The 22,022-nt window shown below is 56.7% G+C and carries 22 protein-coding genes; 15 read left to right on the top strand and 7 right to left on the bottom strand.

What is annotated here, in order from left to right; genetic code table 11:
* The 3 genes from CA832_RS02170 to CA832_RS02160 are packed head-to-tail and all read right to left on the bottom strand — an operon-like array spanning window position 1 to window position 2,649.
* Window positions 1–963, bottom strand: coding sequence for a sulfurtransferase (locus CA832_RS02170; RefSeq protein WP_088339916.1), 963 nt, complete (start codon window positions 961–963; stop codon window positions 1–3).
* Window positions 947–1,429 carry a monoheme cytochrome C gene (locus tag CA832_RS02165; RefSeq protein WP_088339915.1) on the bottom strand — a complete coding sequence of 161 codons (483 nt, stop codon included), beginning with the start codon at window positions 1,427–1,429 and terminating at the stop codon, window positions 947–949. The genes CA832_RS02170 and CA832_RS02165 overlap by 17 nt, the downstream gene beginning before the upstream one ends.
* Window positions 1,429–2,649, bottom strand: coding sequence for a sulfite oxidase (locus tag CA832_RS02160; RefSeq protein WP_088339914.1), 1,221 nt, complete (start codon window positions 2,647–2,649; stop codon window positions 1,429–1,431). Before CA832_RS02160 ends, CA832_RS02165 begins: the two co-directional genes overlap by 1 nt.
* Window positions 2,650–2,891: 242 nt before the next feature.
* Here CA832_RS02160 and CA832_RS02155 point away from each other — a divergent pair, with 242 nt between their 5' ends.
* The 5 genes from CA832_RS02155 to CA832_RS02135 all read left to right on the top strand — a co-directional run bounded on the left by CA832_RS02155 (window position 2,892) and on the right by CA832_RS02135 (window position 6,921).
* Window positions 2,892–4,139, top strand: a complete 1,248-nt coding sequence (locus tag CA832_RS02155; protein WP_088339913.1) for an NAD(P)/FAD-dependent oxidoreductase — start codon at window positions 2,892–2,894, stop codon at window positions 4,137–4,139.
* 78 nt (window positions 4,140–4,217) lie between these two features.
* The gene (locus tag CA832_RS02150) at window positions 4,218–4,778 is read left to right on the top strand and encodes a YeeE/YedE family protein (RefSeq protein WP_088339912.1); all 561 of its coding nucleotides are present in this window, start codon (window positions 4,218–4,220) and stop codon (window positions 4,776–4,778) included.
* Window positions 4,778–5,191, top strand: coding sequence for a DUF6691 family protein (locus CA832_RS02145; RefSeq protein ID WP_088339911.1), 414 nt, complete (start codon window positions 4,778–4,780; stop codon window positions 5,189–5,191). The genes CA832_RS02150 and CA832_RS02145 overlap by 1 nt, the downstream gene beginning before the upstream one ends.
* Window positions 5,192–5,269: 78 nt before the next feature.
* Entirely contained in the window at window positions 5,270–6,067 is a 798-nt protein-coding gene (locus tag CA832_RS02140) for a carboxylesterase family protein (protein ID WP_088339910.1), read from the top strand.
* A gap of 2 nt (window positions 6,068–6,069) precedes the next feature.
* The gene (locus CA832_RS02135) at window positions 6,070–6,921 is read left to right on the top strand and encodes an endonuclease/exonuclease/phosphatase family protein (RefSeq protein ID WP_233131708.1); all 852 of its coding nucleotides are present in this window, start codon (window positions 6,070–6,072) and stop codon (window positions 6,919–6,921) included.
* Here the strand turns inward: CA832_RS02135 and CA832_RS02130 are convergent.
* A complete protein-coding gene (locus tag CA832_RS02130) occupies window positions 6,918–7,676 on the bottom strand; it encodes a sulfite exporter TauE/SafE family protein (protein WP_088339909.1) in 759 nt (252 codons plus the stop codon). The two genes, CA832_RS02135 and CA832_RS02130, sit on opposite strands and share 4 nt — an antisense overlap.
* 57 nt (window positions 7,677–7,733) lie before the next feature.
* Between CA832_RS02130 and CA832_RS02125 the strand changes: the two genes are divergently transcribed.
* Together CA832_RS02125 and CA832_RS02120 are read left to right on the top strand one after the other, a co-directional pair.
* On the top strand, window positions 7,734–9,566 hold the full coding sequence (locus CA832_RS02125; protein WP_088339908.1) for a sodium:solute symporter family protein: 1,833 nt from the start codon (window positions 7,734–7,736) through the stop codon (window positions 9,564–9,566).
* A gap of 4 nt (window positions 9,567–9,570) precedes the next feature.
* On the top strand, window positions 9,571–10,659 hold the full coding sequence (locus CA832_RS02120) for an acyltransferase family protein (protein ID WP_088339907.1): 1,089 nt from the start codon (window positions 9,571–9,573) through the stop codon (window positions 10,657–10,659).
* On the opposite strand, the gene CA832_RS02115 is transcribed toward CA832_RS02120, so the two are convergent.
* Entirely contained in the window at window positions 10,649–11,248 is a 600-nt protein-coding gene (locus CA832_RS02115; protein WP_088339906.1) for a riboflavin synthase, read from the bottom strand. The two genes, CA832_RS02120 and CA832_RS02115, sit on opposite strands and share 11 nt — an antisense overlap.
* Before the next feature lie 57 nt (window positions 11,249–11,305).
* Here CA832_RS02115 and pdxA point away from each other — a divergent pair, with 57 nt between their 5' ends.
* The 8 genes from pdxA (at window position 11,306) to CA832_RS02075 (ending at window position 18,813) form a co-directional block, all read left to right on the top strand.
* Window positions 11,306–12,382 (top strand): 4-hydroxythreonine-4-phosphate dehydrogenase PdxA, encoded by a 1,077-nt coding sequence (gene pdxA / locus CA832_RS02110; protein ID WP_088339905.1) that lies wholly within the window; start codon window positions 11,306–11,308, stop codon window positions 12,380–12,382.
* Between the two features lie 68 nt (window positions 12,383–12,450).
* Window positions 12,451–12,987, top strand: a complete 537-nt coding sequence (locus CA832_RS02105; RefSeq protein WP_088339904.1) for a YceD family protein — start codon at window positions 12,451–12,453, stop codon at window positions 12,985–12,987.
* A 3-nt stretch (window positions 12,988–12,990) separates the two neighbouring features.
* Complete coding sequence (gene rpmF, locus CA832_RS02100) at window positions 12,991–13,188, top strand: 50S ribosomal protein L32 (protein WP_088339903.1); 198 nt, start codon at window positions 12,991–12,993, stop codon at window positions 13,186–13,188.
* Window positions 13,189–13,350: 162 nt separating this feature from the next.
* Window positions 13,351–14,346, top strand: a complete 996-nt coding sequence (locus tag CA832_RS02095) for a beta-ketoacyl-ACP synthase III (protein ID WP_088339902.1) — start codon at window positions 13,351–13,353, stop codon at window positions 14,344–14,346.
* A 28-nt stretch (window positions 14,347–14,374) separates the two neighbouring features.
* Window positions 14,375–14,863, top strand: coding sequence for an acetyl-CoA carboxylase biotin carboxyl carrier protein (gene accB / locus CA832_RS02090; RefSeq protein WP_088339901.1), 489 nt, complete (start codon window positions 14,375–14,377; stop codon window positions 14,861–14,863).
* 65 nt (window positions 14,864–14,928) lie between these two features.
* Window positions 14,929–16,281: an acetyl-CoA carboxylase biotin carboxylase subunit gene (accC, locus tag CA832_RS02085; RefSeq protein ID WP_088339900.1), complete on the top strand. Its 1,353-nt coding sequence runs from the start codon at window positions 14,929–14,931 to the stop codon at window positions 16,279–16,281.
* 17 nt (window positions 16,282–16,298) lie between these two features.
* A complete protein-coding gene (locus tag CA832_RS02080; protein WP_088339899.1) occupies window positions 16,299–17,423 on the top strand; it encodes an NAD(P)/FAD-dependent oxidoreductase in 1,125 nt (374 codons plus the stop codon).
* Between the two features lie 64 nt (window positions 17,424–17,487).
* Window positions 17,488–18,813, top strand: a complete 1,326-nt coding sequence (locus CA832_RS02075) for a GntP family permease (protein WP_088339898.1) — start codon at window positions 17,488–17,490, stop codon at window positions 18,811–18,813.
* Window positions 18,814–18,817: 4 nt separating this feature from the next.
* On the opposite strand, the gene CA832_RS02070 is transcribed toward CA832_RS02075, so the two are convergent.
* Both CA832_RS02070 and CA832_RS02065 read right to left on the bottom strand, forming a co-directional pair.
* Entirely contained in the window at window positions 18,818–19,798 is a 981-nt protein-coding gene (locus CA832_RS02070; protein ID WP_088339897.1) for an ABC transporter ATP-binding protein, read from the bottom strand.
* 41 nt (window positions 19,799–19,839) lie between these two features.
* Window positions 19,840–21,996 (bottom strand): prolyl oligopeptidase family serine peptidase, encoded by a 2,157-nt coding sequence (locus tag CA832_RS02065; protein WP_088339896.1) that lies wholly within the window; start codon window positions 21,994–21,996, stop codon window positions 19,840–19,842.
* Window positions 21,997–22,022 lie beyond the last annotated feature (26 nt).

Genomic DNA, 22,022 nt, shown 5'->3' with positions numbered 1-22,022 from the left:
CTACTTAAACATTTTTGTCACACTATCTATTTCAATCGGGGCGCCTTCCGTAGCGCTCCACTCCAACCAGGAACCGTCATAATTCCGGACGCTTGGGTACCCCAGAAGTTGCGTCAGCACAAAACTGGTGTGAGCCGAACGCACCCCGGAATGGCAGTACGCCACCACCCTTGCAGAGTCCGGGTGGCCGGCAAAGGCAAACCGGGCTTTGAGCTCCCTGGTGCTCCTGAATTTTTTGTCTCCATGGTAATTCGTGGCCCCGGCCCAGTCCCTGTTGGTGCTGGTAGGGATCCGTCCGGCTGCCGCGGCCCCTGCTTTCTGCCGGAGCCCGCTGTACTCTTCCGCCGAGCGGGAATCGATGACGATAAACCCTGGGGTTCCCAGGTTCTGGTGCAGTTCTTCCTTGCCGATTCGTAACCCGGGGTTCCCGGACCCTTCAAACCGGAATTGGGAAGCGGGCCGCGGCGGATAGTCCGCCGTCAGTGCCCCGCCTGCCTCCTGCCAGGCATGCAGGCCTCCGTTAAGCAGCCTGACTTTGCCGTGGCCATAGACCTGAAGGACCCACCAGAGCCGGGCCGCGTCACAGCAGGCCTGGTCGTCGTAAACCAGGAGGGTGTCTGCCGGGTGGATGCCCAGGCGGGAAAAGAGGGCCTCCATTTCAGGGGCGGATGCCATCATGCCCGGGATTGGGCTTTCGGCCGCTTCGATATCGGAGCGCCACATAGGGATGGCTCCGGGGATGTGCCCCTTGTCGAAGTCCTCCCGTTTGCGGAAGTCGACCACCACTATATGTTCCTTTCCCAGAAGGGATTGCAGTTGGCTGGCCTCCACGAGGGCTTCGGGCACGGCGTAGGCCTCAGGCCCGGAAACGGCCTGTGGCTCTGTACCCGGTTCCGGTCCTGAAGGACCTTTGCAGGCCAAAGTGAACGCGGCGAGCAGCCCTATGCTAATTCTCCAGAACATACCATTCTATATCTTGAAGGTTTTGCCTCCGCCCTTTCTTTTCCGGGGCGTAGTAGGTGGCCAGGTAGTTCAGGATAATTTCTTCGTTCTTGCCCAGGTCCCAGAGGTTCTGGGTCTGTTGCATCCACCGGATGGTGGCTTCCCAGCTCTCCCGGGACATGCGGTTCTGGGTCACCAGCAGGGCCGAGTGGCAGTTGGTGCAGTTGTTTACCACAGTCATATAGCCTTCTTCCGCCACAAAGCCCGTGCGGACGTGAATCCCGTCCTCCACCTTGTCAAAATCGTCCTCCGCAGGCGGGGCGGCTTGCTGTTGTGCCAGTTCCGGTTCGGAACGGAAGGCCGTCATGCCGGGGTCTATCATGACATACAGCAACACGGCTGCAATGACCAGGAAAAACCCGAAGATCATGGCCAGCAAGCCCGATACTGCCCGGGCGCTTTTATGAAAATCGTGTTCGGGCTCCATCAGGTGATTTTTAGGGCGATTCGGTGGCAGGCGTTGTTCAGGTACCCTTTGGGGTTCCAACCCGGGAGTACCATGGGTTGTGCCTTGCCGTTGCTATCGGTGGCCCGCACCCACAGTTCGTAGTAGCCTTTCTTGGGGAAGGAAGCGGTGCCTGAAAAATGTTGCCAGGCCAGGCGGTTTGCCGGTTGCTCCAGATTGCAGGACTTCCAGGTGCTGCCAAAGTCTATGGAATAATCCACCCGCGACACTTGCAGGTCCCCGGCCCAGGCATGCCCCCGGAAGGACAGGCTGCGGCCCAGGGGCAGGGTTGCCCCTGTTTTGGGAGAGGTAATCAAGGATTTAACGGGCATGGATTCTATGATGCACATATCCTCATCGGCAACTTTTTCTCCGGGAGCAACCGTTTCGCAGGGGACGCGATAGGAAGACCCGGTCATTTTTTCACCGTCGTGGACCCGGTCCCGCACGCTGATCCCGGTGAGCCATTTCCCAGAGGTGGAGGCAGGCCAGCCGCCGACCACCAGGCGCAACGGGTGCCCGTGGGCCAGCGGGATGTCCTCCCCGTTCATTTTAAAGGCGAGGAGGGTTTCCTCCTGCATGGCCTTGTCTATGGGAATGCCCCGGGAGATGGGTTCCTTGGTGGGGTCGCCGCTGAGGTGGGTGTCCGCCGCATGGTAGCCAATATACACCGCGTTGGCGGTGATGCCCACATCCTTCAGGACGTCGCTCAGGCGCACCCCGGTCCACTCGGCGCAGGAAACAGCCCCTACCGTCCATTGGTTGCCCTTGGCAGGCGGGTCAAATTCGCTCCGCCCGTTCCCCCCACACTCCAGGGTGAGCTGGTAGGTGTGTTGTGGAAATCGGGATTTGAGATCATTCAGGGTATAGGTCTTCGGGCTCCGAACCGCTTCCCCGTCGAAGGTGAGGGTCCAGTTGGCCACGTCTATGGATTCCGGGATTTTTCCGTTGTTCCTGATAAACATAAACCGGTTGGGCGTAATGGGGTCATCCAGCAGGTGTGCCAGGGCCTCCATGTTCCAGGGTTTGTCGTTCAGGACCACCATTTGGGGGTCTTTGCCGAACATCTTAAAGGGGTCCGGGTCCTGCAACCCCAGCAGGGGCAGGCCTTCCGGGAGGCGGTTGCCGAAGACAATCTCGGCGCCCAGTAGGGCGCTGAGCGCACCCAGCCCGGATCTCTGAACGAATTTGCGTCTTTCCATTCCTTAAAGGTTATACGTGGTAGAAGGTTTTAAACATAGTGCTTTTCAGCAATTGAATTTGTAACCAATGTTACAAACCGGAATATTTGCTGCGCCCGGGGAAAGGGAAACCCCTCTGGCCCCATCCGCAGCGAAAAAGGTGCAACCCCCTAATTTTATTGACATCGGTGCCATTGTAACCATTGTTACAAAGTATTGGTTTCAGGTTGTGTAATTTAGTGGAGTTCTAAAAACACCTAACGATGGATACTCATTATGAAGTTTTAATTATCGGAGGGGGAACAGGTGGCATCATGACCGCCGCGAACCTTCTGAATGCGGATAAAAAGATGAAAGTGGGCATTGTAGAGCCTGCAGACACCCATTATTACCAACCGGCCTGGACCCTGGTGGGCGCCGGCACATTCAACTTCGATAAAACCGCCCGCCCGATGGCCTCTGTAATGCCCAAGGGCGCTACCTGGATCAAGGATGCCGCCACCGGGTTCGATCCGGAGAAAAATACCGTAAGCACCGCTTCCAGCGGGGACCTCACCTACGATTATCTCGTGGTGGCCCCGGGCCTGGTCTACGATATGAGCCTGGTACCCGGCCTCGGGGCCGTTTTGGACAAAGATGTGGTTTGCAGCAATTACACCGACCCGGTTCATACCTGGAACCTGTTGAAGAACTTCAAAGGGGGGACTGCCCTTTTCACCCAGCCCACCACCCCGATCAAATGCGGAGGAGCCCCTCAGAAAATCATGTACCTGGCCGAAAGCTATTTCCGCAAATCCGGGGTACGCGATAAAACCGAAGTGGTGTTTGCCACGCCCGGCACAGTTATTTTCGGGGTGCCTGAAATTAAAAAAACCCTCCTGGATGTGGTAGACCGCAAGGACATCAACCTGCGGTTCGGGTATAAACTGGTCAAGATAGACGGGCCCAACCGCATTGCGTGGTATGAGTTCGCCGACCACATGCATGAGCACAACCACAAAGACATCAAGACCGAAACCGATGGGAACCTCACGGGGATCCACTACGATTTCCTGCACACAGCCCCTCCTTCCGTGGCCCCGGACTGTGTCCGTAACTCCCCCCTGGTAAACGAATCCAAATGGGTGGATGTGGATAAACACACCCTGCAGCATACCAAATACCCGAACGTTTTCAGCCTGGGCGATGTAGCCGGGTTGCCCACTGCCAAAACCGGTGCGGCCATCCGTAAGCAGGTTCCCGTGGTCGTGGATAATATCCAGCTCCTTCGCTCCCGCAATATCCTGGGCACCAAGGCCTATAACGGGTACTCTTCCTGCCCGCTTGTTACCGATTACGGGAAAATGGTCCTGGCCGAATTCGATTACGACAACACTTTCACCCCGGACCCCAAGCTGAAGATGATGATGATCTCGGATTCTTCCAAGGAACTCTGGAGGTTGTGGATGCTCAAGAAATACGGACTGCCCTACCTGTATTGGAACAAGATGCTGAAAGGCAAGGATGTCTGAGCAAGGGCACGGATAAAACCAACCGGGCGGGGGGAGCTCCCCCCGCCTTTATAATCAACCCAATTTAATCCCATCGAAATGGAATGGATTTATGAACCCTGGCCGTGGTATGTTTCCGGCGCGGCCATTGCCTTTGTCATGCTGCTGTTGTTGCTGGTAGGCAAGAACTTCGGAATGTCTTCCAACCTCAGGACCCTTTGCACCATCTGCGGGGCAGACAAGCAATCGGAATTCTTTAAGTTCGACTGGAAGAGCCAGAAATGGAACCTCATTGTGGTGGCCGGCGCCATCATCGGGGGGTTTCTCGCTTCAACCTTCCTTACTGCAGACGCAGCGGTACATATAAACCCAAACACCGTGCAGGAACTGCAGGGCCTGGGGTTTGAAAGTGCCGGGGCGGCATACCTGCCCACGGAATTGTACGCAACCGAGAGCCTGACCAACTGGAAAAGTATTGGCCTGATTGCCCTTGGGGGCTTTTTGGTGGGCTTCGGAGCCCGCTATGCCGGGGGATGCACGTCCGGACACGCCATCTCCGGCCTCAGTAACCTGCAATGGCCGTCCCTGGTTGCCGTTATCGGGTTTTTTGCCGGCGGTATGATCATGATTTATTTGTTATTCCCCCTAATCTTCTCCTAATGCGCAGTCTTAGTTATTTGCTGATAGGGATCCTTTTCGGGATCACCATGTTCAAATCGGAAGCCGCTTCCTGGTTCCGGATTTACGAAATGTTCAAATTTGACGCCTTCCACATGTATGGCATCATCGGGACCGCAGTAGGGCTTGGGGTGATTATTGTGGCGGCCATCAAACGGTTTAAGATCAAATCCTTTTACGGAGAACCCATTGTCTTTGAACCCAAGGATAAAAGTATTCCCAGGTATGCCATTGGCGGCCTGCTCTTTGGGCTGGGATGGGGTCTGGCTGGGGCCTGTCCCGGCCCGATGTTTACCCTGGTGGGGGCGGGATATGTTTCCATCCTGGTGGTGATTGTTGCCGCCATCCTGGGCACCTTTGTCTACGGCCTGCTCCGGGATAAACTGCCGCACTAAGGCGAAAAATGGGCTTTACCGTCTGGCAGCGAGCCAGGCATTCCCTATCTTGTAGGGGTTAACCCTAACCCTTTGTACATGAAACGGAATGCCTGGCTTTGTTTTACCATGGTGCTGGGGGGAATGGCCATGGCCATGGCCCAGCCCGCCTCCCCCTACAGCAGGGAAACCCACGTAGTGGGCACAGATACCCTGAGGTACCGGAAATTGTTGCCTGAAGGCTTTGACCCTGCCCAAAAGTACCCCCTGGTCCTCTTCCTCCACGGAGGAGGGGAACGCGGCTCAGACAACGAGCGCCAGCTGGTGTATGGCAGCGGGCTGTTTATGCAGCCGCTTTGGCGCCGGGCCTATCCGGCCATCGTGCTTTTCCCCCAATGTGCGGAAGGCGACTATTGGGCGCAGGTGGCCATAGACCGGTCTTCCTACCCTATAGGTCTCGACTTCCAATATGATAAGGGCCCGACCCGGTCCCTGGACCTGGTCATTAACCTGCTGGAGTCCTACGGGGAGTCTCCCTATGTGGACCCTCAGCGGATCTACGTGATGGGGTTGTCCATGGGGGGGATGGGCACCTTCGAACTGCTTCACCGCAAGCCGGATTTGTTTGCCGCCGCCATACCTATTTGCGGGGCCGGGGTTCCCGAGACTGTTTCCGGCTATGCCCGGAAGGTCCCCCTCTGGGTCTTCCACGGGGCTGTGGACCAGGTGGTGGCCCCGGACCATTCCCTGGAGATGGTAAATGCCCTTTTTGAGGCCGGCGCCCGCCCAGGGTTCACCCTCTACCACCAGGTCAACCACAACAGTTGGGACTATGCCCTGGCCGAGCCGGAGCTTTTGCCCTGGCTTTTTTCACATCGGAAACAAGACGCGAAATGACCATGAAGAACATATGGCGTTACAGGACCGCTGCCCTGGTATTACTGGTGCTGCCATTTATAGCCGTATCCCAGGAGCTGCAGGTGATGTCTTACAACATCCGGTTCGACAACCCCGCAGACGGGGAAAATGCCTGGGGGAACCGAAAGGCCCACCTGGTTTCCCAGATCGCCTATCATGCCCCGGACTTGGTAGGGACCCAGGAGGGGCTGGCCCACCAGCTGGCGGATATCGCCAGCGGGCTACCGCAGTATGCCTACTTTGGCAAGGGTCGTGATGCCGGCGAGAACGAGGGGGAATACTCGGCAATTTTTTACAGGACCGATCGGCTGGAACTACTCTCGGAGGGGACGTTCTGGCTTTCACAAACCCCGGAGATCCCTTCCCGCGGGTGGGATGCAGCTCTGAACCGCATCTGCACCTACGGCTTCTTCCGGCACCGGGCGTCCGGGCGTCGTTTCCTTATGTTCAACACCCATTTTGACCATATCGGCCAGGAGGCCCGGCGGGAAAGCGTACAGCTGATCCGATCAAAAATCAAAGAGATAAATAGGGAGGGGTTCCCGGTCATCCTTACCGGAGACCTGAACCTAGAGCCGGAGACGGAGCCCATCCAAATCCTGTCCGGGTCTATGACAGACGCCTTTATGGCTGCAGGGGCAGCGGCTTATGGGCCGGCGGGGACCTTTAACGGGTTCGACTGTACTTCCCCGGCCACCCGGAGGATCGACTATATCTTTATCAGTGGGGACCGGCTCAGCGTTTCCCGGTTCGCCACCCTGAGCGAAACCCGGGAAAAAGGCTATCCTTCGGACCATTTTCCGGTACTGGCTACCCTGGTACTGCTGCCCTAGCGCAGCAACATAAGGACCGCTCCCAGTGCCGTAAGCACCAGGATAAGGCGCCTGAAGAACTGTTCGCGGATGCAGCGCACCAGCCAGATGCCTGTGAGCAACCCCAGCAGCAGTGCCGGAAGGAGGTAGAGGTTGATGTGGAGCACCTCCAAATCGATGGTTTCCCAAACGAAAATATGGAACGGGAGCTTAAAGACGTTGATGATCAGGAAAAGCCATGCCGCGGTCCCGATAAAGGCGTTTTTGGGCAGTCGCATGGCCAGGAAATAAATATTGGAGAAGGCGCCCGCGAGATTGCCCACCATGGTGGTAAACCCCGCAAGTGTCCCCACAAACCCGGCGAAGGCCCAGTGCCCCGGTACCCGCTGGCTTTTGCGCAGGTCCCACCAGGCCATCATGGCCACGCTGATAAGGATAATCCCCGCCATAGCCCACTTGAAAACGGATTCGGGCAGGTCCTTGCCCGTCCAGACCCCGATGAGGATCCCCAGGATCATCCAGGGCAGGAACTTCCAGATATACCTCCACTGGGCGTGGCGGTGGTAATACACTACGGCGAAGATGTCCCCGAAAACCAGAAGGGGGACCAGCAACCCCGTAGATTGACGGGCCCCGAGGGCAAGGGCCATAAGGGTTACGGAGAGGACGGCAGTACCTTTGATCCCGGACTTGGATAGCCCTTGAATAAAAGCCGCCCCCAGCGCGAGCAACCAGGCGGTCAGGGAGAGTTCGGCAAAGGAAAGGGCAGCGGGCATAGGCGTTCCAAAGGTATCTTAAAATAAATTATCTTTAGTGCCTAAGCCAACCAAACCATGGAACTCAGTACCCTCGACTACGCCCTGATTATAGGGTTTTTCAGCATTGTATTACTCATCGGGATCATGGTCTCCCGCCAATCCGGCAAGAATACCACCGAGTACTTCCTCTCGGGCCGGAGCATGCCGTGGTGGCTGTTGGGGTTTTCCATGGTGGCTACTACCTTTTCCACAGACACCCCAAACCTGGTCACCGATATCGTCCGCAGCAACGGGGTAGCCGGGAACTGGGTCTGGTGGGCCTTTCTGCTTACCGGCCTGCTCACGGTATTTGTCTATGCCAAACTCTGGAGGCGCTCCGACGTGGCCACCGATATGGAATTTTACGACCTGCGGTACGGGGGGAAGCCCGCCCATTTCCTGCGCGGGTTCAGGTCTGTATACCTCGGAATCGTCTTTAACATTATGGCCATGTCTGCCGTAACCCTGGCGGCCATCAAAATCGGGCAGGTCATGTTGGGGCTCTCACCGGTGGAAACCGTTCTTATCGGTGGGGTGATCACCGTGATATTCAGCGCCGTGGGCGGGTTTCGCGGGGTAGTCTATACGGACTTCGTCCTGTTTTTCGTAGCCATTGCCGGCGCGGTGGGGGCGGCCATATATCTGGTAAACCTCCCGGAGGTAGGGGGGGTCCGCGAGCTAATCAGCCATGCCAATGTAAAGGGAAAACTCTCCATATTACCGGACTTTAGCGATACCGAAGCGCTGATAGGGTTGCTGATTATTCCCCTGGCTGTCCAATGGTGGAGTGCCTGGTACCCGGGGGGGGAACCCGGGGGCGGGGGGTATATTGCCCAGCGGATGCTGGCGGCCAAAAATGAAAGCCATGCCATAGGGGCGACCTTCTTCTTCAATATCATGCACTACGCCCTGAGACCCTGGCCCTGGATCCTGGTGGCCCTGGCCTCCCTGGTCATCTACCCGGACGTGGCCAGCATCCACGAGGCGTTCCCCAACGTGGAAGCCAGCAAGCTTGGGAACGACCTGGCCTATTCCGCCATGCTAACCAAACTGCCCAGCGGCTTGCTGGGTATTGTGCTCGCATCCCTGGGTGCGGCCTATATGTCTACCATATCCACTCATCTGAACTGGGGGTCTTCCTATGTGGTAAACGACTTTTACAAGCAGCAGATCCGGAAGGAGGCTTCCGAAAAGGAGCTCGTTGCCGTAGGGCGGATAACAACCGTAGTCCTGATGATCTTCAGCGCCTTGCTGGCCCTGGTGCTGCAAAACGCCCTGCAACTCTTCGATATAATTCTCATGTTCGGGGCGGGGACGGGCCTTATCTTTATCCTTCGCTGGTTCTGGTGGCGGATCAATGCCTGGAGCGAGATTTCCGCCATGTTCGTTTCCGGGATTGTCTCCCTGCTCTTTAACCTGACCGATGTCGGGACCCAATTGTTTGGGGGTACAGATACGGCAGGGCAGGCCATAGAAGGGGTGTTGCCCGGCTGGAGCCGCTTTCCCATGGTGGTCCTGATAACCACCGTGGTCTGGGTGGTCGTTACGTTTGTGACGCCCCCGGAAACCACTGGAACCCTCAGGCGGTTTTACAAGAAAACCCGCCCCGGCGGCCCGGGTTGGCGCAAGATTGTGGAGGAAGCCCGGGAGGACCAGGTGGAACTCGATGAGCCCGACGCCAAATGGACGGTGCCCTACGGGGTCCTGGCCATGCTCATCGGCTGTGTGCTGGTCTACGGCGCCATGTTTGCCACCGGCAACTGGATCTACGGCAACTATGGCCTGGCCACGGGGCTTACCGTAGCCGTTGTTATTGCGGGTATCCTGCTGAAAAGGGTTTGGAACGAAATCAAAGGAGACATACTATAACCATATGAAACAACGCATCCTATCCGTCGACATCTTCCGGGGTCTTACCATTGCCCTGATGATTCTGGTGAACACCCCCGGCACCTGGCGGGCTGTATACGCGCCCTTCCTCCATGCGGAATGGCACGGATACACCCCCACGGACCTAGTGTTCCCTTTTTTCCTGTTTATCGTAGGGACATCCATTGTTTTTGCCTATCGAAACAAACAGCCCGATGCCTCCACGTACAAGAAAATCGGGGTCCGCGTGCTCAAGCTCATCGGCCTGGGGATTTTCCTGGGAGCCTTTACCGTGAAGTGGCCGTTTTTTGAGCCATTCAGCGAAATCCGGTTCCCCGGGGTCCTGCAGCGCATCGGGGTGGTTTTCGGAATCGCTGCCCTGCTGTATCTCCACACCAACTGGAAAACCCTGCTGGGCATTGCCATTACCCTCCTGCTCGGGTACTGGGTCTGGATGGGCTTTATCCCACTGGACGGGCAGGCCCCGACCTTCGAGCGGGCAGCCAATAACTGGGCCAACTACATAGATTTGAATGTCTTCGGCACCCATATGTACAAGGACGATTACGACCCGGAAGGGCTATTGAGCACCCTGCCTTCCATCGTCACTTCCATCCTGGGCATATTCACGGGGATGCTGCTGGTGTCGGAAACCAAGGATAAGCTGCGCAAGATGCTGCTCATGGGGGTTGGGCTCCTGGTGCTGGGCACCCTTTGGGATTTTGTATTCCCCATTAACAAGGCGCTTTGGACCAGCAGTTTTGTGCTGGTAACTGCCGGTTGGGCCAACCTTGTCCTGGGCCTGATCTACTACATTACCGACGTAAAAGGAATATCTTTTGGCAGCATTTTCCGGTACGCCGGGTCCAACGCCATCACGGTATATTTCCTCTCCAGTTTTGTCACCAGCCTGTTTTACCAGATCCAGGTAGGGGAGGGCCAAAGCATCCACGGGTGGCTGTTCAACACCCTTTATGTCCATGACTTTATGGCACTGGAGCTTTCCTCCCTGCTATACGCCCTCTCGGTGATGGGCTTTTACCTGCTGGTAGGCTGGTGGATGTACCGCAAAGGCATTTTTATCAAGGTGTAGGTAGGTGGGGCGCCACCAGGGCAGCCACGTATTTCCCGATCATATCGAATTCCAGGTTTACCGGGTCCCCAACCTGGTAGTGCCCGAAGCGGGTGTGCTCGTAGGTGTATGGGATGATGGCCACACTAAAGCGCCCGGTTTGGGAGTCTACCACCGTCAGGCTTACCCCGTCTACGGTAATGGAGCCTTTCGGGATGGTGCGGTTCCCTCCCGCAGCATCGTATTCGAAATGGAAGGCCCAGCTGCCGTTTTCTTCATCGATTTGCACACAGGTCGCGGTTTGGTCCACATGCCCCTGAACCAGGTGCCCATCGAGCCGAGCGCCCATGACCATGGCCCGTTCCAGGTTTACCTTGCTGCCCATGGTGAGTGTTCCGAGATTGGAGCGTTTGAGGGTTTCGGCCACAGCCGTTACGGTGTAGGTGTCCCCCTCGATGCCCACCACGGTTAAACAAACCCCGTTGTGTGCCAGGCTCTGGTCTATTTTCAGTTCGTTTGCCAGGGCGGATTTTACCCGGATGTGCAGGTTGGTGCCTTCCCGGTCCAGGCGCACCACCTCTCCCATCGATTCGATTATGCCGGTAAACATGGTATAGTGAATTTAAGTACTTTTATGCCGAATTAAGCCCTACAAAGGTACGTATTCATGCAGGAAGAAAACCATAAGCCCAAACTGGGCATTTCCATAGGAGACCTGGGGGGGATTGGGTGTGAAATTATCCTGAAAACCTTCGAAGACAGCCGGATGCTGGACTTCTGCACCCCGGTGATCTTCGCTTCGGGCAAGACCCTTTCCCACTTCATGCAGCAGCTGGGTATCAGCTTCAAGTTCCAGGGGGTCCAGGAGGCCTCGGCTGCCATCCCCGGGAAGGTGAATGTGGTGAATATATGGAAGGACCACCCGCTTATCGAAGTAGGGAAGGCCACCGAGCAGGGAGGCGCCTATGCCATTAAATCCCTTAAAGCCGCTGTCCGGTCTTTGAAAGACGGCGATATCGACGTGCTGGTAACGGCCCCCATCAACAAGAAAAATGTACAGAGCAAGGATTTCACCTTTCCCGGGCATACGGATTACCTGGCTCAGGAACTGGGCGGGGAGAGCCTGATGTTTATGGTTTGCGAAGACCTCAGGGTAGGCCTTCTGACCGACCATGTGCCCGTGAAGGATGCCCCCGGGCTTATCACCCAGAAGCGGATTGCATCCAAGCTCAAAGCCATGGAGGACTCCCTTGTGCGGGATTTTGGGGTGCGCAAGCCTCGTATCGCCGTACTTGGGATAAATCCGCACAGCGGGGACGAGGGCGTCATAGGCCGGGAAGACGAAGAGGTCCTGAAGCCAGCCCTGGCCAAACTCGCGGCCGAAGGCCACCTGGTATTCGGGCCTTATGCGGCAGACACCTTCTTTGCCTCGGACAACTACCGGAATTTCGATGCTGTCCTGGCGGGGTACCACGACCAGGGCCTCATCCCCTTTAAGACCCTGGCCTTCGGGAAGGGCGTGAATTTTACAGCCGGGCTTTCCCGGGTGCGCACCTCCCCGGACCACGGAACGGCCTACGACATTGCCGGCAAGGGAGTAGCAGACCCCTCTTCCTTTACCGAAGCGGTTTTTACCGCCCTGGAGATCTTCAGCCACCGCAGCGAGTTCGAGGAGCTCTCGAGCAACCCGCTGCAGAAGCAGCGACTCAAGCGCGGGGGAAAGGGTAAGAATAGGGAGAAATAGTTTTCTGAATTATTGGGGTTTAGCAAAAAAAAGGTATCTTTGCGGGCCCTAAGCGAAAGGATTGAAGGATGAAGATTAAGGATTTTGATATTCCTTTTTCAGGTTTGAAGCTGGGGAAGCATCAGTTTGAATATCATATTGATGCTGCGTTCTTTGAGGTTTTCGGGTATGAGGAATTCAACGGGGCCAACCTTGAAGTGGCCGTTGTCCTGGATAAGATGAACACCATGCTGGAGCTCGAAATGAGCGCAAAGGGCACTGTAAATGTAGCCTGCGACCTCACCAACGAGCCTTTCGACCAGCCGGTAGCCGGTTCTTTGGACCTTGTCGTGAAGTTTGGGGAAGCCTATAACGATGAGAACGACGAGGTACTGGTACTCCCCCACGGGGAACACCAGCTGAACATTGCCCAGTATATCTATGAGATGCTGGTGCTGGCCGTCCCTTCTAGGCGCATCCACCCCGGGGTAGCCGACGGATCGCTGAAAAGCGATGTCCTCGAGCGGCTCCAACAGCTGCAGCCCAAAGCCGGAGAATCAGAAACGGACACAACGGATCCCCGATGGGACGCCTTACGAAATTTACTAACGGACAAAAAACAATAGAGCATGGCACATCCTAAACGCAAAACCTCCAAGACGCGCAGGGACAAGCGGCGCACGCATTATAAGGCTGCTGCCCCCACGCTTGCCAAGGATCCCGCAACCGGGGAAGTGCACCTGTTCCACAGGGCGCATTGGCACGAGGGGAAACTGTACTACAGGGGCCAGGTCCTGGTCGACAAGACCGGAGAGGCCGCGGTCTAACCCGACGCACACCGAACCAAACTCCCGCCGCTGTTGTGGGAGTTTTTTTATGGCCTGTTTCCAGCAGGCCTGGGATTTTTGGGAAGAATGTGCCAAATAATCCTTAATTTTCACCAATTTTGAGGCCTTTTTGCAGGTTTCTGCACCAAAACGAACGACGTAATGAGTAGTATTACGGCAGCGATTACCGCTGTAGGGGCATATGTTCCGGACTACAAACTGACCAATTCCATTCTGGAAACCATGGTAGATACCACGGACGAATGGATAACCACGCGCACCGGCATCAAGGAGCGCCGCATCCTTAAAGACGAGGGGAAGGGGACCTCCTACCTCGCTATCAAGGCGGCGGAAGACCTGCTGCGCAAGCGCAACCTGGACCCCGCGGAAATCGACCTGGTTTTGGTGGGAACGGCCACTCCTGACATGCCGGTTGCTTCAACCGCCGTCTATGTGGCTGCCGAGATTGGTGCGGTCAATGCCTTTGCCTACGACATGCAGGCGGCCTGTTCCAACTTCCTCTATGGCATGTCTTCGGCCGCCCGGTATATCGAATCCGGCCGGTACAAAAAGGTATTGCTCATTGGGGCAGACAAGATGTCTTCCATAATCGACTATAAAGACCGGACCACCTGTATTATTTTCGGGGACGGTGCCGGCGCCGTGCTTTTTGAGCCCTCCGAGGAGGGGTATGGCCTGCAGGACGAGTACCTGCGCTCCGACGGAAAAGGCCGCGAATTCCTGAAAATTGAAGCCGGGGGCAGCATCCTGCCCGCTTCCGAGGAAACGGTACGGGATAAGAAGCACTTCGTGTACCAGGACGGGAAATCCGTTTTCAAGTTTGCCGTGAGCAACATGGCCGATGTGGCCGCCAAGATCATGGAGCGCAATAACCTGGACCACGACGATGTGAACTGGCTGGTCCCCCACCAGGCCAACAAGCGGATTATCGACGCCACAGCAAACCGTATGGGGCTGGAACATTCCAAAGTAATGATGAATATTGAGCAGTACGGCAATACCACTTCGGCTACCTTGCCACTGCTCCTCCACGATTATGAGAAACAACTCAAGAAAGGAGATAAACTTGTTTTTGCCGCATTTGGCGGTGGGTTTACCTGGGGAGCCATTTACCTCACCTGGGCCTATGATTCTTAACTGACAACATCAAACTAAAGCGAGACCCATGGATATTAAAGAAATTCAGAGCCTGATCAAATTCGTGGCCAAGTCCGGAGCCAGCGAAGTGAAGCTGGAAACGGAGGACCTCAAGATCACTATCCGCACGGGAGGTACAGGCAGGGAAGGCGAGACCACCATCGTCCAGCACGTTCCCGTGGCGCAGGGGATGCCTGCCGCCGCACCCATGCCCCAGGCGCCTGCCGCCCCGGCCCCGGAAGCGGCTGCTCCCAAAAAAGAGGAGGAAGATTCCAAGTACATCACCATCAAGTCTCCCATTATCGGGACCTTCTACCGCAAGCCCGCCCCGGACAAACCTTCTTTCGTGGAAGTTGGGGACACCATCGCCAAGGGAGACGTACTTTGTGTTATAGAGGCCATGAAGCTCTTTAACGACATCGAATCCGAAGTTTCCGGCAAGGTGGTAAAAGTCCTGGTAGAGGACTCTTCACCGGTGGAATTCGACCAGCCCCTTTTCCTGATCGACCCGTCCTAGGCTTCGCGCCTGCGGGACCCGTCCCTTCGGGAATAGATTGTATCACAACAGCCAAGACACGCATCATGTTCAAGAAAATACTGATCGCCAACCGGGGCGAAATCGCTTTGCGCATCATTAGGACCTGTAAGGAGATGGGCATCAAGACCGTTGCCGTTTACTCCAAGGCAGACGAGGAAAGCCTGCACGTGCGTTTTGCAGACGAAGCCGTATGTATCGGACCGGCGCCCAGCAACCAATCCTACCTGAAGATCCCCAACATTATCGCTGCCGCGGAAATCACCAATGCGGATGCCATCCACCCGGGGTACGGTTTTCTCTCCGAGAACGCGAAGTTCTCCAGGATCTGTGCCGAACACGACATCAAGTTCATCGGGGCTACTGGCGACCAGATTGAGCGTATGGGGGACAAGGCCACGGCCAAAGCTACCATGAAGGAAGCAGGCGTTCCCACCATCCCCGGCTCCGATGGCCTGCTCAAAGACCTGGACCACGCCCGGAAAGTGGCCAAGAAAATGGGGTACCCGGTCATGATTAAGGCAACTGCGGGAGGTGGCGGAAAGGGTATGCGCGCCATCTGGAAAGAGGAAGATCTGGCCAGGAATTTCGAGAGTGCGGTCAAGGAAGCCGAGGCCGCTTTTGGCAACGGGGGGATGTATATGGAAAAGCTTATCGAGGAACCCCGCCATATCGAAATCCAGGTTATCGGAGACCAGTTCGGGAAGGCTTGTCACCTTTCCGAGCGCGATTGTTCCATCCAGCGACGCCACCAGAAACTCACCGAGGAAACGCCTTCCCCCTTTATGACGGACAAGCTCCGGGATGAAATGGGCAAGGCTGCGGTAAAGGCGGCGGAGTACATCAAGTACGAGGGTGCAGGGACTGTGGAATTCCTGGTGGACAAGCACCGGAATTTCTACTTTATGGAGATGAACACCCGGATACAGGTAGAACACCCGATTACCGAACAGGTGATAGACTACGACCTGATCCGCGAACAAATCCTTGTAGCCGGAGGCGTCCCTATTTCCGGGAAGAACTATACGCCTAACCTGCATTCCATCGAGTGCCGTATTAACGCCGAGGACCCGTATAACGATTTCCGTCCCTCCCCGGGAAGGATCACCACCCTGCATACACCAGGGGGTCATGGGGTGCGGCTCGATACGCATGTCTACAGCGGATATGTGATCCCCCCCAACTACGACTCCATGATTGCCAAGCTCATCACTACGGCCCAGACCCGGGAGGAGGCCATCAACAAGATGAAGCGGGCCCTGGACGAGTTCGTTATTGAGGGGATCAAGACCACCATCCCCTTCCACCGGCAGCTCATGGAGCACCCGGACTATCTCGCGGGGAACTATACCACCAAGTTTATGGAGGACTTTGAGCTGAAGCCCGAGGCCGAAGCCTAGCCTGTATTTCACCCTTTATGGAGCTCAGCCACTGGGAATACGCATCCTGGTTTTCCGATGTCGACTACTGTGTGGTGGGCAGCGGGATAACGGGCCTCTCTTGTGCCCTGGAGCTCAAAAGGAAGGATCCCGGCGCCCGCGTCCTGGTCCTGGAGCGGGGGGTCCTGCCCCAGGGTGCGAGCACCAAAAATGCCGGATTTGCCTGTTTCGGCAGCCTTACCGAGATTCTGGAGGACCTCCAATCCCATTCCGAAGACGAAGTAGCTACCCTTGTGGCCCAGCGCTACCGGGGTATCCGCCTGTTGCGGGAACGACTTGGGGATGCGGCCCTGGGGTATCAGCAGCTGGGGGGCTATGAAGTATTTCCAGAGGGCGGGAAGGCCCAGCAGGAAGCCGCCCTGGACCAGATGTCCCGGATTAATACCCTGCTAAAGCCCGTTTTCGGGGCAGATGCCTTCGAAACCCGGCCCAATTCCTTTGGTATGGCCGGGATCATGCCGCAGCTCGTGCTCCAGCCCCACGAGGGCCAGATCGATACCGGGAAGACCATGAAGGCCCTCCTGTCCCTCCTCAGACGAGAAGGAGTAGAGGTTCTGAGCGGCCTGGAGGTTTTGGCTTTTGAGGATGCCGGGAACGCGGTACAGGTGCAAACCCCCGGGTTTTCCTTCCAGACCCGCCAGCTCCTGTTGGCCACCAATGGCTTTGCAGGGGAAATGGCCTCCCTCGAACTGAAGCCTGCTCGGGCACAGGTCCTGATTACCCGCCCCATGCCCAACCTGAAAATTCGCGGGTGTTTCCACCTGGATGCGGGGTATTATTACTTCCGCAATGTAGGAGATCGCGTCCTCTTTGGCGGGGGGCGGAACCTGGACAAGGAAGGGGAAACCACCACCAATTTCGGGCAGACGACGCTGATCCAGCAGCGCCTGGAGGAACTCCTCGAAACCGTAATCCTCCCGGACCAGAACCCCATTGTGGAGCGCCGCTGGAGCGGCATCATGGGGGTGGGGCCCCAGAAGCGCCCCATCATCAGTAGGCTCTCGGCCCGTGTAAGCTGCGGCGTCCGGCTTGGGGGCATGGGGGTTGCCATAGGCAGCGAAGTGGGCACACAACTCGCCGCACTGGCCCTGGAAGAGGCCTGAGGTTTGGCATAACCCGTCAAATTCCGGATATTACAGGGGCACTACTGACTCAACCCCGACCCCTATGGAACTCCTGTACCTCCTCCTGGCCGTTGTCGTAATCATCGTCCTGACCACCAAACTCCGGTTGCACCCTTTCCTTGCCCTGTTGGGGGTTTCCCTTTGCTATGGGATCCTATCGGGGATGGAGCCCCGGGCGCTTATCCTGGCTGTAAATGAGGGGTTTGGAGGTACCCTGGGTAAAATCGGGCTCATAATTGTCCTTGGGGTGATCATAGGGGCCTTCCTGGAGCACAGTGGTGGGGCACGGACCCTGGCCTCCACGGTGCTGCGCTGGATTGGAAGCCGTCGCATCCCTCTGGCCATGGGAGTCCTGGGGTATGTGGTCTCCATCCCCGTGTTCTGCGACAGCGGGTTTATGTTGCTCGATCCCCTTGCCAAAAGTCTGAGCCGCAAGGCAGGCATCAGTTTGGCAGGGGCAGCTATTGCCCTGGGCCTGGGCCTTATGGTTTCCCACACCCTGGTTCCGCCCACCCCCGGGCCCATAGCGGCTGCCGGCATCCTGGGGGCAGACCTGGGCCTGGTAATCCTCTACGCTTTCCCGATAAGCCTCCTCGCCCTGATAGCAGGGGTTTTGTTTGCCAGCAGGTACGCCCAGCGCACCCCCCTGGATGCAGGAAAGGAGGCTGCTGAAGTACCTTCATCCCATCCGGCACACCGCCCTCCGGGGTTTTTGAAATCCGTCCTGCCCATTGTGGTCCCTATCCTGCTGATCGTATTGAAATCTGCCCTGGTCCGGGATACCGAGATTACAGGGATAATCGCACTGGTCGATTTTCTCGGGGAGCCGGTAATTGCCCTGCTCATCGGGATGATGCTCTCCTTGTTGCTTCCGGCCCGTTTGTCTTCGGAAATGCTCTCCTCAGGAGGCTGGGTCGGGAAGGCCATTATGAGTGCGGCTTCCATCCTCCTCATAACCGGTGCCGGCGGTATTTTCGGCACGGTCTTGCAACGCTCGGGCATTGCCGAGACCCTGGGCCAGAGCCTGGCACAGTACGAACTGGGAATCTGGCTCCCCTTCCTGTTGGCTGCCGCGCTGAAAACCGCCCAGGGATCCTCTACAGTGGCCCTGATCACAGCTGCTTCCATCCTGCTGCCCCTGATGCCCGCCCTGGGCCTGGATACCGATACCGGAAAGGCCCTGGCTGTAGTAGCCCTAGGTGCCGGGTCTTCGGTATTTTCCCATGCAAACGACAGTTTTTTCTGGGTGGTGACCCAAATGAGCGGGATGGATGTGAAAACGGGGTACCGGCTTTTTGGCAGCGGCACCATGCTCATTGGGCTTACGGCTGCTACCGGCGTTTGGCTCTGTTCGCTCCTGCTGGGGTAGCAGGTCAGATTGGCAGGCGCTTGTTGATGGTTTCCAGGGATACGTTCAGGAACACCTTCTTACCGGCCTTCAGGGGGGCGCTATGGTAGAAATAGACGTCACTGCCACCATCCTCTAACCGCCCCTGGATCCGAAAATGCGTGCCCAGGAAATAGGACTGGAGGACTTCTGCTCCAAATCCGGATTTTTCAGAGACCTTGAGTTCGTGGGCATAGACCACGATCCGATGGGTGGTAGTCGCGTAGGATTTCAGTACCTGTACCGGGATGAGGTTGGCATCGCCCAACAGGGAAGCAGTATAGTGCCTTGCCGGCTGCTGGAACATCTCCTGGGCAGGCCTCAGGTCCAGTATCTTCCCGGCCTTGAGGACCATGATCCGGTCGGCAAAGGGCAGCACATCATTGTAATCGTGGGAGGCGCAAATGCAACTAATGCCTTCCTTCCGGAGCCAGCCAAAGAGGTCTTGCCGCATCTGGTTTTTACGGAAGTGGTCCATGTGGCTGAAGGGCTCGTCCAGCAAAAGCAGCTCCGGTTTCTGTGCCAGGACCCGGGCCAGGGCTACCCGTTGTTGTTCGCCCCCGCTCAGGAACCGGACCTGCCGGTCCCGGTAAGGAGCCAGGTCCATGACCTCCAGAAGTTCTTCCGCACGCCGGTCTGATGCCTCCGGCTCATTCAGGCTGAGGTGTTTTCGGATGTTCTCTGAGACACTCAGAAAGGGCATCAGGTCGAAATCCTGCGCCAGGTACTTCATAAAAGGGGCCCCGGGGAGCAGGTTGAAGGCGGGCCCCAGGATGGCGTGGTCTTTCCAGCGGATGCTGCCCTGTTCAAATGGGAGTTCCCCATGGATGAGTTTCAGAAGCGTACTTTTCCCGCATCCGCTTTCGCCCATCACGGCCAGGTGCTCCCCTGCCTCCAGATGGAACTGTATGTCCTCCAGGACCGGGGCATTGTCGTAACCGAATGAAACCTGGTCTACCTGTAGCATAGGATATAAAATCGGTCTCTGCTGAAACGGATTTGGGGGGATCAGTCTTTAAATTCCTTCAGCGCTGCCGGGTTCGGGAGTTGTTCGAATCCCATATTGTAAAAAGTGAACCCAAAGAGATCCGCATACTGTTCAATGGTCTTGCTAATTGGGGTTCCCGCCCCGTGGCCCGCATTGGTTTCAATTCGGATCAGCACCGGGCTGTCTCCACCGTGTTTTTCCTGCAGGGTGGCGGCAAACTTAAAACTGTGGGCCGGTACGACGCGGTCGTCATGGTCCGCAGTGGTCACCAGGGTGGCGGGGTAGGCCGTCCCTTCCTTCAGATTGTGCAGGGGGGAATACCCCTTCAGGTATTCGAACATTTCCGGGCTGTCTTCAGAGGTGCCGTAGTCGTAGGACCATCCGGCCCCAGCAGTAAAGGTGTGGTAGCGCAGCATATCCAGGACCCCTACAGCCGGCAGGGCTACCCGCATCAGGTCCGGCCGCTGCGTCATTACCGCGCCCACCAGCAGCCCGCCGTTGGATCCGCCGCGGATGGCCAGGTACTCGGAAGAGGTGTACCCCTGTTCAATCAGGTATTCTGCTGCAGCGATGAAATCGTCGAAGACGTTTTGTTTTTGCATCTGGGTGCCGGCGTCGTGCCATTTCTTCCCGTATTCGCCCCCGCCCCGGATATTCGGGACGGCATAGATGCCGCCCTGCTCCAGCCACACGGCGTTGGAGGTGCTGAAACTCGGGGTGAGACTCACGTTAAAGCCCCCGTACCCGTAAAGGATGGTGGGGTTTTTGCCATTGCGCTCTACCCCTTTTTTATAGGTGATGATCATGGGGATGCGGGTCCCGTCTTTAGAGGTATAGAAGACCTGTTCGGAGACATAGGCTTCCGCATCGAAATCGATCTCCGGTTTCCAGTACAGCTCGTACTGCCCGGTTTCCACGTTGTATTTATAGGAGGAGCCTGGGGTGCTGTAGTTCGTGAAATAGAAGTAAAATTCCTTCTCTTCTTTCTTGCCCCCGAAGCCGTTAGCACTGCCCACGCCCGGCAGGGGTACCTCGCGGACCAGGTTGCCGTCGTAATCGTACTGCAAGACCTTGGAGATGGCATCTACCATGTATTCGGCAAAAAAGTATCCGCCCCCGGTGCCCGGGCTCAGCACGTGCTCGGTTTCCGGGATAAAGTCCACCCAGTGCTCAGGCTCCGGTTGTGAGGCATCAGCCGTTACGATTTTTTGGTTCGGGGCATCCATGTTGGTGACGATGTAGAGTTTGGATCCCACATTGTCTATGATATAACTGTCGGATTCCTCATGGTCTACAATGGGGACAAAGCCTTTTTCCGGGGCATTGAGGTCCATCAGCAGGAGTTTGTTGCCCGAGGTGGTGTTGGAGGCAGACAGGACCAGGTACTGCTGGTCTTCGGTAACCCGGGCCCCTACATAACGGTGCTTTTCCGATTCCGTTCCGCCATAGACCAACTGGTCCTGGGCCTGGGGCAGCCCCAAGCGGTGGAAATACACCTTATGCTGGTCGGTTTTGGCAGAGAGTTCGCTGCCTTTGGGTTTGTCGTAGCTGGAGTAATAGAAGCCTTCGTTTCCTTTCCAGGAAATGCCGCTGAATTTTACATCTACCAGGGTGTCTTCCACAATTTCGCGGCTCCCGGCATCCATCACAATAATCTTACGCCAGTCGCTCCCCCCTTCGGAAATGGAATAGGCCACCATGCTCCCGTCTTTGGTGAAGCTCAGGCCCGCCAGGGACGTCGTGCCATCCTCCGAAAAGGTGTTCGGGTCCAGGAATACCTCCTCCGGGCTGTCCTCAGAGGCTTTCCGATAGAGCACATACTGGTTCTGCAGCCCGTCGTTTTTATAGAAATATGTGTAACCACCCTCTTTAAACGGGGTGCCCAACTTTTCGTAATTCCAAAGGGTTTCCAGCCTTTTGCGAAGGTCCTCCCGGTAGGGGATTCGGTCCAGAAACCCAAAGGTAACGGCGTTCTGGCTGCGTACCCAGGCCTCGGTTTCCGGGCTGCGGTCGTCTTCGAGCCAGCGGTAGGGGTCGGGAACCTCCTGACCGAAATAGGTGTCTGCAGTATCTACTTTAGCCGTTTCGGGGTAGGCAATATCCATGGGTTGGGAATTTTGATTCATACAGGCCGACAGGATCAGTGCCGGGCCGGCCAGAAGAAAAAGGCGCTTCATGATTCGGACATTTTAGTCCGTCAAAA

This window comes from Robiginitalea sediminis (assembly GCF_002198115.1).
Lineage (GTDB): Bacteria > Bacteroidota > Bacteroidia > Flavobacteriales > Flavobacteriaceae > Robiginitalea > Robiginitalea sediminis.
This window is presented reverse-complemented; position numbering and strand designations above follow the sequence as displayed.